General features: G+C 63.9%; 13 protein-coding genes. 8 read left to right on the top strand and 5 right to left on the bottom strand.

The annotated features are described in order from the left end of the window. Nucleotides 1-73: 73 nt before the first annotated feature. Both AC1DZU_RS15240 and AC1DZU_RS15245 read right to left on the bottom strand, forming a co-directional pair. A complete protein-coding gene (locus AC1DZU_RS15240) occupies nucleotides 74-832 on the bottom strand; it encodes a proton-conducting membrane transporter (RefSeq protein WP_477285916.1) in 759 nt (252 codons plus the stop codon). A gap of 375 nt (nucleotides 833-1,207) precedes the next feature. After that, entirely contained in the window at nucleotides 1,208-3,040 is a 1,833-nt protein-coding gene (locus AC1DZU_RS15245; RefSeq protein ID WP_477286085.1) for a M3 family oligoendopeptidase, read from the bottom strand. A gap of 178 nt (nucleotides 3,041-3,218) precedes the next feature. Here AC1DZU_RS15245 and AC1DZU_RS15250 point away from each other — a divergent pair, with 178 nt between their 5' ends. The 3 genes from AC1DZU_RS15250 to AC1DZU_RS15260 all read left to right on the top strand — a co-directional run bounded on the left by AC1DZU_RS15250 (nucleotide 3,219) and on the right by AC1DZU_RS15260 (nucleotide 7,505). Continuing rightward, nucleotides 3,219-4,760, top strand: coding sequence for a sigma-54-dependent transcriptional regulator (locus AC1DZU_RS15250; RefSeq protein ID WP_477285918.1), 1,542 nt, complete (start codon nucleotides 3,219-3,221; stop codon nucleotides 4,758-4,760). Nucleotides 4,761-5,253: 493 nt separating this feature from the next. Then, a complete protein-coding gene (locus tag AC1DZU_RS15255) occupies nucleotides 5,254-7,131 on the top strand; it encodes a peptidoglycan L,D-endopeptidase MepK (protein WP_477285920.1) in 1,878 nt (625 codons plus the stop codon). Between the two features lie 179 nt (nucleotides 7,132-7,310). After that, nucleotides 7,311-7,505, top strand: a complete 195-nt coding sequence (locus tag AC1DZU_RS15260; RefSeq protein ID WP_477285922.1) for a hypothetical protein — start codon at nucleotides 7,311-7,313, stop codon at nucleotides 7,503-7,505. A gap of 72 nt (nucleotides 7,506-7,577) precedes the next feature. Here AC1DZU_RS15260 and AC1DZU_RS15265 read toward each other — a convergent pair whose 3' ends face one another. Continuing rightward, nucleotides 7,578-8,216: a 2-dehydro-3-deoxy-phosphogluconate aldolase gene (locus AC1DZU_RS15265; RefSeq protein WP_477285924.1), complete on the bottom strand. Its 639-nt coding sequence runs from the start codon at nucleotides 8,214-8,216 to the stop codon at nucleotides 7,578-7,580. A gap of 189 nt (nucleotides 8,217-8,405) precedes the next feature. On the opposite strand from AC1DZU_RS15265, the gene trhO reads away from it, so the two are divergent. From trhO to AC1DZU_RS15280, 3 genes are all read left to right on the top strand, one after another. Next, nucleotides 8,406-9,335, top strand: coding sequence for an oxygen-dependent tRNA uridine(34) hydroxylase TrhO (gene trhO, locus AC1DZU_RS15270; RefSeq protein ID WP_477285926.1), 930 nt, complete (start codon nucleotides 8,406-8,408; stop codon nucleotides 9,333-9,335). 129 nt (nucleotides 9,336-9,464) lie between these two features. Next, nucleotides 9,465-10,202 (top strand): tellurite resistance TerB family protein, encoded by a 738-nt coding sequence (locus AC1DZU_RS15275; RefSeq protein WP_477285928.1) that lies wholly within the window; start codon nucleotides 9,465-9,467, stop codon nucleotides 10,200-10,202. 316 nt (nucleotides 10,203-10,518) lie between these two features. Next, a complete protein-coding gene (locus tag AC1DZU_RS15280) occupies nucleotides 10,519-11,274 on the top strand; it encodes an SDR family oxidoreductase (protein WP_095084551.1) in 756 nt (251 codons plus the stop codon). Nucleotides 11,275-11,307: 33 nt separating this feature from the next. On the opposite strand, the gene AC1DZU_RS15285 is transcribed toward AC1DZU_RS15280, so the two are convergent. Both AC1DZU_RS15285 and AC1DZU_RS15290 read right to left on the bottom strand, forming a co-directional pair. Further along, nucleotides 11,308-11,682 carry a YciI family protein gene (locus tag AC1DZU_RS15285; protein ID WP_477285930.1) on the bottom strand — a complete coding sequence of 125 codons (375 nt, stop codon included), beginning with the start codon at nucleotides 11,680-11,682 and terminating at the stop codon, nucleotides 11,308-11,310. A gap of 52 nt (nucleotides 11,683-11,734) precedes the next feature. Beyond that, nucleotides 11,735-12,919 carry a pyridoxal phosphate-dependent aminotransferase gene (locus tag AC1DZU_RS15290; protein WP_477285932.1) on the bottom strand — a complete coding sequence of 395 codons (1,185 nt, stop codon included), beginning with the start codon at nucleotides 12,917-12,919 and terminating at the stop codon, nucleotides 11,735-11,737. A gap of 83 nt (nucleotides 12,920-13,002) precedes the next feature. Here AC1DZU_RS15290 and AC1DZU_RS15295 point away from each other — a divergent pair, with 83 nt between their 5' ends. Together AC1DZU_RS15295 and AC1DZU_RS15300 are read left to right on the top strand one after the other, a co-directional pair. Then, nucleotides 13,003-13,689 carry a GNAT family N-acetyltransferase gene (locus tag AC1DZU_RS15295; RefSeq protein WP_095084980.1) on the top strand — a complete coding sequence of 229 codons (687 nt, stop codon included), beginning with the start codon at nucleotides 13,003-13,005 and terminating at the stop codon, nucleotides 13,687-13,689. Between the two features lie 29 nt (nucleotides 13,690-13,718). Further along, complete coding sequence (locus AC1DZU_RS15300) at nucleotides 13,719-14,699, top strand: cation diffusion facilitator family transporter (RefSeq protein ID WP_477285935.1); 981 nt, start codon at nucleotides 13,719-13,721, stop codon at nucleotides 14,697-14,699. Nucleotides 14,700-14,701 lie beyond the last annotated feature (2 nt).

Genomic DNA, 14,701 nt, shown 5'->3' on the forward strand with positions numbered 1-14,701 from the left:
GGTCGATATTGCGGCCAAGAACAAACGGCGGCGCCTTGGGCACCGCCGTTTGTCATAATCCTGCTTTCGCCGATCAGGTGTTGCTGGCGGTTCCCGCAGTCGGAAACTGCTTGGCGAATTCCGTCTCGTTACCGGCGGCAAGCAGCTTGGCCTGTTCGATCCAGCGTTCGCGGGCGATGCGGCCGTCGAAGTTCATGACATCCTCGATCCGCTTGATATCGGCGGCTGTCCAGGCGGCGATCTGAGCGAAGCTGGTGACGCCTTGTGCCTTGAGCAGCTTCTCGTTGGCCGGGCCGATGCCGATCAGCCGGCGCAGATTGTCGGGCTTGCCCGCTGCTGGCTTGGCTGCTGCTGGCTGGGCCGCCGTGGCTTTCGCCGGCGCTGCCGCTTTTGGCGCGGCACTTGGCTTTGGGGCGCTGGCTTTGGATGCGTCGGACTTCGGTGCGCTGGACTTGGCAGCGCCGGGCGCTGCCTTGGCCGCCGCCGGCTTCTTTGGCGCCGGTTTGGCCGCCGCCGGCACCGATTTGGCCGCGGCTGGCGTCGACATCAGGGCAGCCGGCGCCGGGCTCGCGGCCTTTGCCGCGCCAGTTCCTGCAGCTGGCGCTGCCTGCGCTTCGCGCAACCGGCGCTCAAGGTCGGTGCGGGTCTTGCCGCATGCATCGAGCTCACCGGTCAAGCGGTCGTTGTCGGCGCGCAGCCTGTCGCGCTCGCTGCGCGTGCGGTCGAGGTCGCCGCGCAAGCTGTCGAGTTCACCGCGCAGGCGTCCCCAGAGGAACCAGCCCACCAACACGCCTACCAGGAACGCCAGGAGCATGTAGAAAAAAGTGCCCATTGTCTCACTCTCCAATCAGATCCGTCTGCCGTGGCATGGGTTCATGACCTTCGGCGAAAGGACTAGTCGATGGTGGTTCCGCGGTTCGCAGAACAGCCGGCTTCGGTTGGAGCTGTCGGCGATCGGCTTTGCCTGCCATGGCCAACGGCCGTTGTCGCGTTCGCCAAGGCGCCGCGGCCGGCTGAGACTTTCCCTCGCCGATCCCCATGCGCTCCGGCTGAGCTTGGAAGGAAGGCTATCATAGGGCTTGTGGAAAGCTATCGGAAAACTTCCATAGAGAGTACTTCAAGAACGGATATTTGGGCCAAGAATAAGCGGTCCCAATATGCATCCCGGCTAGACTGTTTTGTGAGCAGATGAGACCTACGGGCGCGTTCAAGCGTCGAGTGTTTCCAGCTCGTCGATCAGGCCGCTGATGACGCCAAGCCCAATCTGCCAGAAGGCGGGATCGGTGGCATCAAGGCCGAAGGGCGCCAGGAGTTCGGAATGATGCTTCGTGCCGCCGGCGCGCAGCATTTCGAAATACTTGTCCTGGAAGCCGCGCTCGGCATTCTGGTAGACCGCGTAAAGCGAATTCACCAGGCAGTCGCCGAAAGCATAGGCATAGACGTAGAAGGGCGAATGGATGAAGTGCGGGATGTAGGTCCAGAACACCTCGTAGCCTTCGCGCAACTTGATCGCCGGCCCGAGGCTTTCGGCCTGCACTTCCAGCCAGAACTGGCCGAGCCTGTCGGAGGTCAGTTCGCCATTCCTGCGCTCGGCATGCACCTTGCGCTCGAATTCGTAGAAGGCGATCTGGCGCACGACAGTGTTGATCATGTCCTCGACCTTCTGGGCGAGCATGGCCTTGCGCTCGCGCCTGTCGGTGGTCTGGTCGAGCAGCGAGCGGAAGGTCAGCATCTCGCCAAAGACGGATGCCGTCTCGGCCAGCGTCAGCGGCGTCGAGGCCATCAGCGCGCCCTGGCCGCTGGCCAGCACCTGATGCACGCCGTGGCCAAGCTCATGCGCCAGCGTCATCACATCGCGCGGCTTGCCCATGTAGTTGAGCAGGACATAGGGATGCGCCGACGGCACGGTCGGATGCGCGAAGGCGCCGGGCGACTTGCCCGGACGCACCGGCGCGTCGATCCAGTTGCGGTCGAAGAAGGTGCGCGCGATTTCCGCCATGTCGGGCGAAAAGCGCTGATAGGCGGAGAGCACGGTGTTCCTGGCCTCGTCCCAGCCGATGATCGCCTGCGGCGTATCCGGCAACGGTGCGTTGCGGTCCCAGTGGTTCATCACCTCCATGCCCAGCCAGCGCGCCTTCATCTGGTAATAGCGGTGCGACAGGCGCGGATAGGCGTCGCGAACGGCGGCTGCCAGGGCGTCGACCACACCGCGCTCGACGCGGTTGGCGAGGTGGCGTGAATCGGCGATGTCCTCGAAGCCGCGCCAGCGGTCGGAAATCTCCTTGTCCTTGGTCAGCGTGTTGGTGATCAGCGTGAAGGTGCGCAGATTCTTGCGGAAGGTCGCTGCCAGCGCCTCGGACGCCTGCCGGCGGACGTCGCCGTCGGCATCCTGCAAGCGGTTCAGCGCCGGCTCAAGCGTCAATTCCTCGCCATCTATATCGAAGCGAAGGTCGGTCATCGTCTCATCGAACAACCGGTTCCAGGCACCGCGTCCGGTGATCGATTTCTCATGGAAAAGCTGCTCGACGCGGTCTTCGAGCTGGTAGGGCTTGTCCTTGCGCAGATCGAGAACCCAGGGCCGGTAGTGGCCGAACGCGGGATCGCCAGCAAGCGCGCCTTCGATCGCGCCGTCATCGATCAGGTTGAGTTCGAGCGCGAAGAACAGAAGGTGCGCGCTGGCGTCGGTCATCTTCTCCTGGATGTCGCCATAGAGCTTGGCGCGCTGCGGGTCGGCGGTGTTTCCGGCATAGACCAGCCCGGCATAGGAGACGATGCGGCCAATCAGTTCCTCCAGGGCCTCGTAGGCGACAAGCGCCTCGCCCAGCCTGCCGGCGCTGCCACGCTCGGCCTCGGCGGCCAGCGTACCCTTCCAGCGGGTCTCGAAGCTGATCGCGTCGGCTGCGGCCTTGGCGATGTCGCGCTTCAGTTCCGGTGCCTCCATGCCGGCATAGAGATCGGCAAGGTTCCACTCCGGCAGGTCGCCAAGCTCGGCCGCACCCTGACCGGAGGCTGGCGCCGTTAGCCGCCGAGCAGAAACCATGTGCCCAGAAACCATGTGCATCGCCGATACCTTCCGTGGCCGAGGTTCAAAGGGGAAAAGAGAAGCCGGTCAAATCCTAAGGAATTCATTCACCGGGTTTTTTGAAACCTTATTTAGAACCCTGTGCCAAGATGGTCCACAGGGCAAAATTCCTCGGGCGGGCATAGTCGTACCAGTCATGACAGGTTCCATACTCATAGTCGATGACGATCCCGTGCAGCGCCGGCTGCTCGAAGCAGCTGTGACGCGCTTCGGCCACGCGGCAACCGTCGTCGATGGCGGCGCGGCCGCGCTCGATGTCCTCGACGGGCCCGGCGCCCGCGAGGTTTCGGTGGTCATCCTTGATCTGGTCATGCCCGGTCTCGACGGCATCGGCGTGCTGAAGGCGATGCGCGAGCGCGACATAAATGTCCCGACGATCGTGCAGACCGCCCAGGGCGGCATCGAGACCGTGGTTTCGGCAATGCGTCACGGCGCCTTCGATTTTGTCGTCAAGCCGGCCTCTCCCGACAGGCTGCAGGCGTCGATCGCCAATGCGCTCAAGGTCGAGGCGGTCGAGGGCGAGGTCAAGCGTACGTCGCGCCGGCGTGGCGGGCTTTTGACCTTCAAGGACATGGTCACGCACAGCCCGGCCATGGACAGGGTGATCCGCCTCGGCCAGAAGGCGGCGGCATCCAACATCCCGATCCTGATCGAGGGCGAGTCCGGCGTCGGCAAGGAACTGGTGGCGCGCGCCATCCAGGGCAGCGGCGACCGCCGCTCGAAACCCTTCGTTACCGTCAATTGCGGCGCCATTCCCGACAATCTGGTCGAATCGATCCTGTTCGGCCATGAGAAGGGCTCGTTCACCGGCGCCACCGAGAAGCACACCGGCAAGTTCGTCGAGGCGCATTCAGGAACGCTGTTTCTCGACGAGATCGGGGACCTGCCGCTCGACGTGCAAGTCAAGCTGCTGCGCGCCGTGCAGGATGGCGAGGTCGACCCGGTCGGCGGACGCTCGACCGTCAGGGTCGACATCAGGCTGATTTCGGCGACGCACCGCAACCTCCTGCAGCGGGTCAAGGACGGCAAGTTCCGCGAGGATCTGTTCTATCGGCTGAACGTCTACCCGATCTTCGTGCCGCCGCTGCGTGACCGCCGCGACGACATCCCCTATCTGGTCACGCATTTCATGGAGAAGGTGGCGCCGGCCGACCCGCGTCATCGCCTGCAAGGCATTTCAGCCGCGGCGCTTGCCGTACTGCAGGCCTATGACTGGCCGGGAAACATCCGGCAGCTCGAGAATGCCGTCTTCCGGGCCTCGGTGCTTTGCGAAGGCGATGTGCTGACCACGGAGGACTTCCCGCAGATCCGGGCGCAGGTGGAAGGCACCGTCAACCTCGACGCCGATGGCGTTTCGCCGTCCGCGTCCTTGCCGCTGGACACGGAGCCGGGCGAGGAGGAAGTCTCGTCAGGCGAGGCTGTCCTGGCGATCGAGCCTGATCCGCTGGCCAGGCTGCAGCCTCGCTTCGGCACGTTGCGGGCGCTCGACGAACGCGGCAATGTGCGCGCGCTGGCTGATGTCGAACTCGAGATGATCAAGCTCGCCATCGACCATTATAACGGCCAGATGAGCGAAGTCGCCCGCCGCCTCGGCATCGGCCGCTCGACGCTTTACCGGAAGCTCAAGGAGTACGGCATCGACCCGGAGACCGGCCGCGTCGACCGGCTCGCTTCCTAGGTGTGTTGAGAATTAGGTGATGCCAGCCTGACCTAAATCTCGACACACCCTGGAGCGCATAATCTCTCCCGAAAACCAGTTTCCACCATCGCTTTGCCGAGCTTCGGTTCGGGATTCATGCTTCGGACGCAAGGCCGGAGCCAGCTTGCAATGCCAGAATCCGCCCTATATCGGGTTTTGGCGGGAATGTGGCGGGCCTATGGACAGGCCTGTTCACGCATTAAGGCTGACGGTAACAGATCGTGTTTCGAGCAAAGGCAGAAACATGATCTAAACCAGCGGTTTACCAAGAAAACCGGTGAACAATTTTTGACGGGATATCGCCACGGTGTTACCGCATTTTGGCTTCAATAAGCGATGATTAACCATTAGGATCGATATTCGGATGTGATAACGACACATCCGTTTGGACAAATCCGGGGACAAACGGCAGCCTGCAGGGCCTTTTGATTTGAACAGAATCGAACGACACACAAACGGGCGGCACCATCACGTGAGCGTCTGGCCGAAATGGCTGGCGGCGTTGATTGTCGCATTTGGTTTTGTTGCCGCGGCTGCAACTGGCGCCAGCGCCGAAACACGTTCGCTGAAGCTCTATCACCTCCATACGCACGAGAAGGCCGAGATCGTCTACAAGCGCAATGGCCGCTACGTTCCGGAGGGCCTGAGGAAGATCAACATCATCCTGCGCGACTGGCGCCGCAACGAGCCGACCAAGATGGATCCGCGCCTGCTGGATCTGGTCTGGGAAGCCTATCGGGAAAGCGGTGCCACGGACTACATCCAGGTCGTCTGCGGCTATCGCTCGCCGTCGACGAACTCGATGCTGCGCAGCCGCAGCAGGGGCGTCGCCGAGAAGAGCCAGCACATGCTCGGCAAGGCGATGGATTTCTACATTCCCGGCGTGCCGCTGAAGAAGCTGCGCAACATCGGCCTCAAGATGCAGGGGGGCGGCGTCGGCTACTATCCGACATCCGGTTCGCCGTTCGTCCATATGGATGTCGGCAATGTGCGTCACTGGCCCGGCATCAGCCGCCAGGAACTGGTCAGCCTGTTCCCCAATGGCAAGACGCTGCATGTGCCGAGCGACGGCAGGCCGCTGCCCGGCTTTGAGCAGGCGCTCGCCTCCTACAAGGCGCGCAAGGGTGCGGGCGCGCCTGCTATCGAACTGGCCAGCGCCGGCGGCAGCAGCAAGAAATCAGGTGGGTTCCTGTCGGCTTTCTTTGGCGGCGGCGGCGACGACGAGGCCGACGACAGTGCCGATGTCGAGACCGCTTCGGCGGCACCTCCGCCAAAGGCTAGAACCCTGCAGCCGGCCGCGACAGCCAAGACCAGCAACCTCCCGGGCATCGCCATCGTGGCGCCGGAGAATGCCAAGCGCGCGGAGATTCCGCAGGTGGCCGAGGAGCAGGCTCCGGAGCCGGAAAAGGATACGCCGGAGACGATCATCGCGGCGCTACCTGCCCGCAGCATTCCGCTGCCTGATTTTGCACCGCGGCCGAAGGCCGATGTCGGTGCCCAGTCGCCTGAGAACGTTCCTTTCGCCATGGCGGATGCGACAGCGACCGCGGACGCGACAGCGACCTCGGATGCGGCAACCACCACCGAGCAGGCCGTGGCGACAGCACATGCGCCGGCGAACGTGCCTTTCGGCATGGCCGATCCGTCGGCCGCTCCGGCCCCGGCCCCCGCACAGGTCGCCGTCAACAACGTACCGTTGCCGACATGGCGCCCCGACAATTCGCTGCCGGCCGCTCTGGCGCCGCCGCCCAGCAAGGACGTGCTGATGGCACTGGCGGATACGGCTGAGCGCGGCAGCGCCGCGACCGACGCCCTCTCGGCGCTGCCCAGCGCGCGGCCCGACATAGCCAGGCCGGACGAGGTGAAGGCCGTGCTCGACGAGGCCAATGCCCGGGCCGGTGCTGCGGCCGACGCGTACCAGGTCGCTTCCGTGTCCTTGTCCGAGGCGCGTTCGGCCTTCAACGATCCGTCGGGCGCCGATGCCGCATCGCCGCGTGAGGCTGTCGTTGCCCGCCCGGCCGGCACCGATCCGGCCGCCGCGATCGGCGCTGGCGTCAAGACGACCCGCAAGGAATCGAGAGCCACCGCCCGCGACTTGAAGCCTGGTCCCAAGGCCATGGTGGTTGCCGCCGCGCCGCAGGCCGCCCGCTGGGCGCTGACCAGCGGCGAACATGTCGCCACCGTTTCAAGCGCCACGACAGCACCGGGTTACGCCTACAGCATCGTGCATACGCCGCCGAGCGAGGTCTACACGGCTGGCTTCCAGTCGGGCGACCAGATGGCCGATGCCAACCGCTTCACCGGCAACGCAGTCAAGTTCCTGTCGGTCGCCCGCTTCCAGACCAAGTAAGCGACCAGTCAATCGACAAAGCCGCGTCGGGTAACCCGCGCGGCTTTTTTGTTGCGTAGCCGGGCGCGGTCGTTCCCTGGCCATCGGCCCGATCACGCCGGTCTGACATTGCCGTGAGCTTGGAACTTGCTCAGTCCTTCAAGGGTTTCTCCCCTGTTCGTTCAAACCCGGGGATATCCATGAAGAACATTCTACTGGCATCGGTCATTGCTTTGGCAACTGCTTCAGCGGCCATCGCTCCCACGCAGGCAGCGACCGTTGTCGTCAAGACTCACGACCATATGCACATGATGAGGAAGCACTGCCGGACCAAGGTGGTCACGCATTGGGCTCACCACCGCAAGGTCGTGGAAAAGATCAGGGTCTGCAACTGATCGGCACGAAACTCAATCGGCAGAACCCGGTCGACGCAAGTCGGCCGGTTTTTTCATGCCGCGCCGAAAGCCCTATTTTGCCAGCTTGCTCGCTGCGCGTGCGAGAGCCTCGATCTCGTCCCACTTACCGGCCTTGACCATGTCGTCCGGGGCCACCCAGGAGCCGCCGACGCAGACGACGTTGGGCAGGCTAAGATACTCGGCCGCGTTCTTGCCGGTGATGCCGCCGGTCGGACAGAATTTCACATCGGCGAGCGGCGAGGCGAAGGCCTTCAGCGATGCGATGCCGCCCGACTGCTCGGCCGGGAAGAATTTGAGGAAATGCAGGCCGGCTTCCCGAGCGGCCATGATCTCGCCAGGCGTGATTGCGCCGGGCAGCAGCGGAACGTCGCTGTCGGCCGCTGCCGCCAGAAGCTCGCGGGTGATGCCGGGGCTGACGATGAAGCGCGAGCCCGCTGCCGCCGCCTCTTCGAATTGACGCGCATCGAGAATGGTGCCGGCGCCGACGATGGCGTCCTCGACTTCAGCCGCGACCCGCCGGATCGCTTCCAGTGCATCGGCGGTCCTGAGCGTGATCTCGATCGCCGGCAGGCCGCCACGCGCCAGAGCGCGGGCCAGAGGCACGGCATCATCGACATTGGCGATCTTCAGCACCGGGATGACCGGCTGGCCGTTGAGGAGCGACAGGAGTTTTTCGGTCTTGCTGGGCATCTGTCTCTCCGTATCGTGCGACAATTCAACCGATTAGCAGACGGGTGTTTTTCTGTCCATGAAACGAAGCGTGTCGCGATGTCACGCGCCGTGGGGCGACGATACCGGCCATTGCCATCAAAACGATGACGGGCTGATGAAGCCGGTGCGCCTTGAATTGGCTGCCATGAGCGTCTAGTTGGCTTGGCAATGACATTGTCCACGCCCACAGACCCCATCCGTGTCGCCGCGCTCTACCGGTTTGCCCGGCTCGACGCCTTCGACGAATTGCGCGCGCCGCTCGCCGCTTTTTGTTGCGGGCGCGGCATCAAGGGTACCTTGCTTATAGCGCATGAGGGCATCAACGGCACCGTCGCCGGCAGCGAGGCGGCGATCGCCGAACTGATCGATTATCTCGAAGCCATCGACGGGCTCGCCGGCCTCGAGGTCAAATACAGCAGCGCAGCAGAAACCCCGTTCCACCGCATGAAGGTGCGGTTGAAGCGCGAGATCGTCACCATGGGTGTCGGCGATATCGACCCGGCGACGAGTGCGGGCACCTATGTCGCGCCGGGTGACTGGAACGCGCTGATATCCGAGCCCGATACAATCGTCATCGACACGCGCAACGCCTATGAGGTGTCGATCGGCACGTTCAAGGGTGCAGTCGATCCGGCAACGGCAAGCTTTCGCGAGTTCCCGGCCTGGGTGGAAGCAAACAGGGCGGAACTCGAGGGCCGCAAGGTGGCGATGTTCTGCACCGGCGGCATACGCTGCGAAAAGGCGACGGCCTACGTCAAGTCGCTCGGTTTCGAGGATGTCTTCCACCTCAAGGGCGGCATCCTCAAATACCTGGAGGAGGTTCCGGCCGAACAGAGCCTGTGGCAAGGCGAGTGCTTCGTGTTCGACGAACGCGTTTCGGTGTCGCACGGCCTTGCCGAGGGCGACGCCGAACTCTGCCGCGCCTGCCGCCATCCGCTGACGCCGGGCGACCTGACGTCACCGAAGTTTGCCACCGGCGTATCATGTCCGCATTGTTTCGATGCGCGTTCCGACGAGGACCGCCAGCGTTACGCCGAGCGTCAGCGCCAGGTCGAACTTGCGCAAGTACGGGGCAAGGGCCGGCATATCGGATCTTGATCCGAGCTTCGGCCACTCGCCGCCAGGATCTGTCCCGAAGGATCCGTCATTGTAATGTCAAAGTGCGGGGCCTACCTCTTCGGCGTTCGAAACCTGCCCGTTCGGCCGGGCAAATCCTGGAGGCATTGAATGTTCGATCCCAAGAAGCTTCTCGACGATCTGCTCGGCTCGCAAATTCCTGGCACCAGCGGCACCGTCCGTGACAAGGCGGGCCAGGCCGTGCAGATGGCCAAGGACAACCCGCTGGCCGCTGGCGCGCTCGCTGCCGTGCTGCTCGGGACCGGTGCCGGCCGCGAGGTGACAGGCGCCGCCGTGAAGCTTGGCGGACTGGCCGCGATCGGCGGCCTCGCCTACAAGGCCTACCAGAACTACAAGGCCGGCAACGCGCCGGCGGAAGCGCCCGCGACCGGCGAACCGGAATTGCTGCCGCCGCCCAAGGACACCGCTTTCCACCCATCGCAGGCGCCGCAAGGCGAGGACGAATTCACGCTGACCCTGGTTCGGGCGATGATCTCGGCGGCCAAGGCCGACGGTCATATCGACGACGACGAACGCCAGAAGATCGCCGGCAAGCTCAGCCTAGCCGGCATAGGCTCCGATGCTGAGAAATTCCTGATGAAGGAGCTGGAGAGCCCGCTTGACCTCGACATGCTGGTAGCCGGCGCCAAGACCGATGCGCAGAAGCTCGAACTCTACACCGCGTCGCGCCTTACCATCGATCCCGACACCCGCGCCGAGCGCGGCTATCTCGATCTGCTTGCCGGCCGGCTTGGCCTGCCGGATGCGCTGGTCGATCACGTCGAGGCGACGGTTTCGGCAGCCAAGGTGCCGGCCAAGGCAGGGACTTCGCCCAATCCGCGCTGGTAGCCCAAATCGGCACAGATCGCCTTTCCGGGATTAACCCTCCATTAACTCAGGAAGCGCATGATTCTACACAGTCGGACCGGTTTTTTCCTCCTCCCAAGCCCGGTTCAGATCAGGGCGGTCGCCAATGACCGCCCTTTTTGTCGGGCCCTGCCTGTTCGTTTGAGCAGGTCCTTTCCGAAAACCCGATTCCATTTTTCGAGATCGAGCTCAGGTCGTGCCGCTTGCCATCGCAGCCGTCATTTGCGATGCCTTCTCTCTTGAGGACAAACCCCGAAAATCAGTCGTGCACACGCAGCGCCGCTTGAGGACAACAGCCATGACCGAGCAAAGAACCGCCATCGTCACCGGCGCCGGCACGGGCATCGGCAAGAGCGTCGCCACGGCGCTGCTCAAGGCCGGCTGGAACACGGTGTTCTGCGGACGCCGCAAATCCGTGCTGGATGCCGCCGTCGCCGAGGCCGGGCCGACCGAGGCCAAGGCATTGGCGGTTGCCTGCGACATCAGCAAGGCCGGCGAGGTCGATGATCTGTTCGAGACGGTGGCAGAGGCCTTCGGCCGCGTCGACCTGCTGTTCAACAATGCCGGCATGGGCTACAAATCAACGCCGATCGACGAGATCCCGGTCGAGGTGTGGAACGATATCGTCGGCGTCAATCTCACCGGTTCGTTCCTGTGCGCCCGCGCCGCCTTCGGCGCCATGCGCAAGCAGCGTCCGATGGGTGGCCGCATCATCAACAACGGCTCGGTGTCGGCCTACGCGCCGCGTCCGGGCTCGGTGCCCTACACGGCGACCAAGCATGCCATCACTGGACTGACCAAGACGCTGGCGCTCGACGGCCGGCCCTATGACATCGCCTGCGGCCAGATCGATATCGGCAACGCGCTGACCGACATGGCGCAGCCGATGACGGTCGGCGTGCCGCAGGCCAACGGCTCGATCGCCGCCGAAGCGGTGATGGACGTCCAGCGCGTCGCCGACGCCGTCGTCCACATGGCCAGCCTGCCGCTCGACGCCAATGTGCTGTTCATGACGGTGATGGCCACCAAGATGCCGTTCGTCGGGCGTGGGTGAGCAGCGGACGCTGGTAGGGCCTCCGCCGCTGGCTCATTTGCCCGCAAGCGGCGCGCCGGGCTTGAAAAGCAGAATGGGCCTGATCTCGTAGACGGCGGTCGCATTGACACGGCGAAGGTCGCGGGCGATCGCGATGGCCTCGTCCCGCGTGGTGCAGTCGACGACATACAGGCCGAGCAATTGTTCCTTGGTCTCGGCGAAAGGGCCGTCGATTACCACGCCGTCACCCGGGCCGCGCAGGGTGAAGGCATCCTGCGTCGCTCCCAGACGCGCGGACGGTCCTAGCGTGCCTTCCTCATGAAGCCGGGTATTGATCTTCAGCAGGTCGGCCATCAGCGCCGCATCTTCCCGCGGCGTCAACGCCTTGATCGCATCTTCCACGTGATAGGCGAGGATTGCGTAGAACATCCGATGTCACTTTCTCCGGTCGTGAATATCCATAGACAGCGCGGGCTGAACCTCACTTCGCCAGGAACGTTCCAATCCGCTCCAGCGCCCGCAAGATGTTCTCCTCGGAGTTGGCGTAGGAGAGCCTGATGTAGCCCTCGCCGAGAATGCCGAAATCGGGACCGCCGATCAGCGCCACGCCGGCCTCGTCGAGCAGCGCCGAGGCGAGCTTTTTTGCCTTCCAGCCGGTCTTCGACACGTTGGGGAAGGCATAGAAGGCACCCTTGGGCGTGATGCAGGAGACGTTGGGCAACCCATTCAGCCCCTCGACCACGACCTTCCGGCGACGGTCGAAGGCGCGCATCATCTTGTCGACATCGTCCTGCGGGCCGTCGATGGCGGCAATGCCGGCGAACTGGCTCGGCGCGTTGACGCAGGACCAGCAATTGACCGCCAGCTTGCGCACCTTGTCGTAGAGATGGGCGCCCTTGTCGCCGTTCGGCCAGATCGACCAGCCCATGCGCCAGCCGGTCATCGCCCAGGTCTTCGACCAGCCGTTGAGGACGATCAGCCGGTCGCGGATCTCTGGAAAGCCAAGCAGCGAGCAATGCGTCTCGCCGTCATAGGTCATGACGTCGTAGATCTCGTCGGAGAGGATGGCGACGTCGGGGTGCTTCTCCAGCCCCTTGACCAGTTTCTCGATCTCGACGCGCGGCGTGACACCGCCGGTTGGATTGGCTGGCGAGTTGAGGATCAAGAGCCTGGTCTTCGAGGTGATCAGCGCCAGCGTCTCGTCGGCGGAGAAGGCAAAGCCGTTCTCCTCGCGCATCGGCACCGGGATCGGTGCCGCGCCGGTGAATTCGATCATCGAGCGGTAGATAGGAAAGCCGGGATCGGGATAGAGGATCTCGGCGCCAGGCTCGCCGAACATCAGGATCGCGGCGAACATGGTCGGCTTGCCGCCGGGCAGGATCATCACCGTTTCAGGCGATACCTCGACGCCGGTGGTGGTCAGCGTGCGCCGCACCACCGCTTCGCGCGTCGCCAGCAGGCCATTGGCCGGCGTGTAGCCGTGGTGGCCGTCACGCAGCGCCTTGATCGCCGCCTCGACGATGTGCTGCGGCGTCTTGAAGTCGGGCTGGCCAATGCCGAGATTGACGATGTCGCGGCCTTGGGTCGCAAGTGCTGTCGCCCGCGCGAGCACGGCGAAGGCGTTTTCCTCGCCCAGACGGTCGAAGGCCGAAATCGTGTGGAGCATTTTTCCCGTCCGTGTGGTTCTTACTGTTGGCGTGCGTTTTTGTGAGCCTTGGCCGGCAAAAGTCAAACGGATTGGAGCATTCGGTGTCGGAAAACCTCAAAGATTGGCAACCGCGTCCGCGACCCGAGCGCAAGGCGATCGACGGCCGGACCGTGCGGCTCGAACCGCTCAGCGCTGCAAAGCATGGCGACGGCCTGTATGAGGCGTCCTCCGTGTCAGACGTCGATGGCCGCTTCGCCTGGCTGCCCGATTATCCGCCGGAGACACGTGCCGCCTTCCAGCCATGGCTGGACAAGGTGGAGGCCAGCGAAGATCCGCTGTTCTTCACCGTCATCGACAAGGCCAGCGGCAAGGTCGCCGGACGCCAGACGCTGATGCGCATCGATCCCGCCTACGGCGTCATCGAGATCGGCAACATCTATTGGGGACCGCTCATCTCGCGCAAGCCGGGAGCGACCGAAGCGCAGTTCCTGTTCATGAAATACATCTTCGACGAGCTCGGCTATCGTCGCTACGAATGGAAGTGCAACAACCGCAACGAGCCATCGAAGCGGGCGGCCGAACGGTTCGGCTTCAAGTTCGAGGGCATTTTCCGCCAGCATCTCATCGTCAAGGGTGAAAACCGCGATACGGCATGGTATTCGATCATCGACAAGGAGTGGCCGGCTCTACGCCAAGCCTATGAAGCGTGGCTCGACCCGGCCAATTTCGATGGCGACGGCCAGCAGAAGCGACGGCTTGAGGATTTTCGCGCGGAGTTCGGCGCGTGAACTGAATTCGGCGCGCAAGGGAGTTGCCATTGGCACATACCCATTCCGACGATCATAGCGGACACGATCACGGCGCCGGCCATGTGCATGGCTCGACCGACAAGAAACGTGTCCTGATCGCAGCCTGCCTGACCGGCGGCTTCATGGTCGCCGAAGCGCTCGGCGGCCTTCTTACCGGATCGCTGGCGCTGTTGGCGGATGCCGGCCACATGCTCGCCGATGCGATCGCGCTCGGCCTTGCCTGGTATGCATTTCATCTTGCCGGCCGGCCGGCGACCGGCCGTCTCACCTATGGCTTCGGCCGGGTCAAGACGCTGGTGGCCTACACCAACGGCATCGCCATCTTCGTCATCGCGCTGTGGATCGTCTACGAGGCGTGGGGGCGCCTGCTGGCGCCGACACCGGTGCTCGGCGGACCGATGCTTGTCGTGGCGGTGCTCGGCCTGCTGGTCAATATCGGTTGCTTCTTCGTGCTGCATGGCGGCGACCGCGAAAGCCTGAACATGCGCGGCGCTATCCTGCATGTGCTCGGCGACCTGCTCGGCTCGGCGGCGGCGATCGTAGCGGCGCTGGTGATCCTGGCGACCGGCTGGACTCCGATCGACCCGATCCTGTCGGTCCTGGTCTCGCTGCTGATCCTGTCAACGGCATGGTCGCTGATGCGCGCCGCCGCCCATGTCCTGCTCGAGGGCGTGCCGCCGAGCCTCGACCGCGACCTGATCGCCAGGGATATCGAGGCGACGGTCCTGGGGGTGCGTGAAGTGCACCACATGCATGTCTGGTCGCTCGACGGCACGAGCAATATGGCGACGCTGCATGCCTGCCTTACCGAAGGCGTCGATGCCTATCAGGCGGTGAGCACCATCAAGAAGCGGCTTGCCAGCGAGCACGGCATCAGCCATGCCACCGTTGAACCGGAATTCGGACAGTGCGCCGACGATGGCGACGACCACGATCATGATCACGAGCATGGTGCGGCCGCGCATCACGACCATCATCACCAGGCCTGATC

Source organism: Mesorhizobium sp. P2_A12 (genome assembly GCF_056405075.1).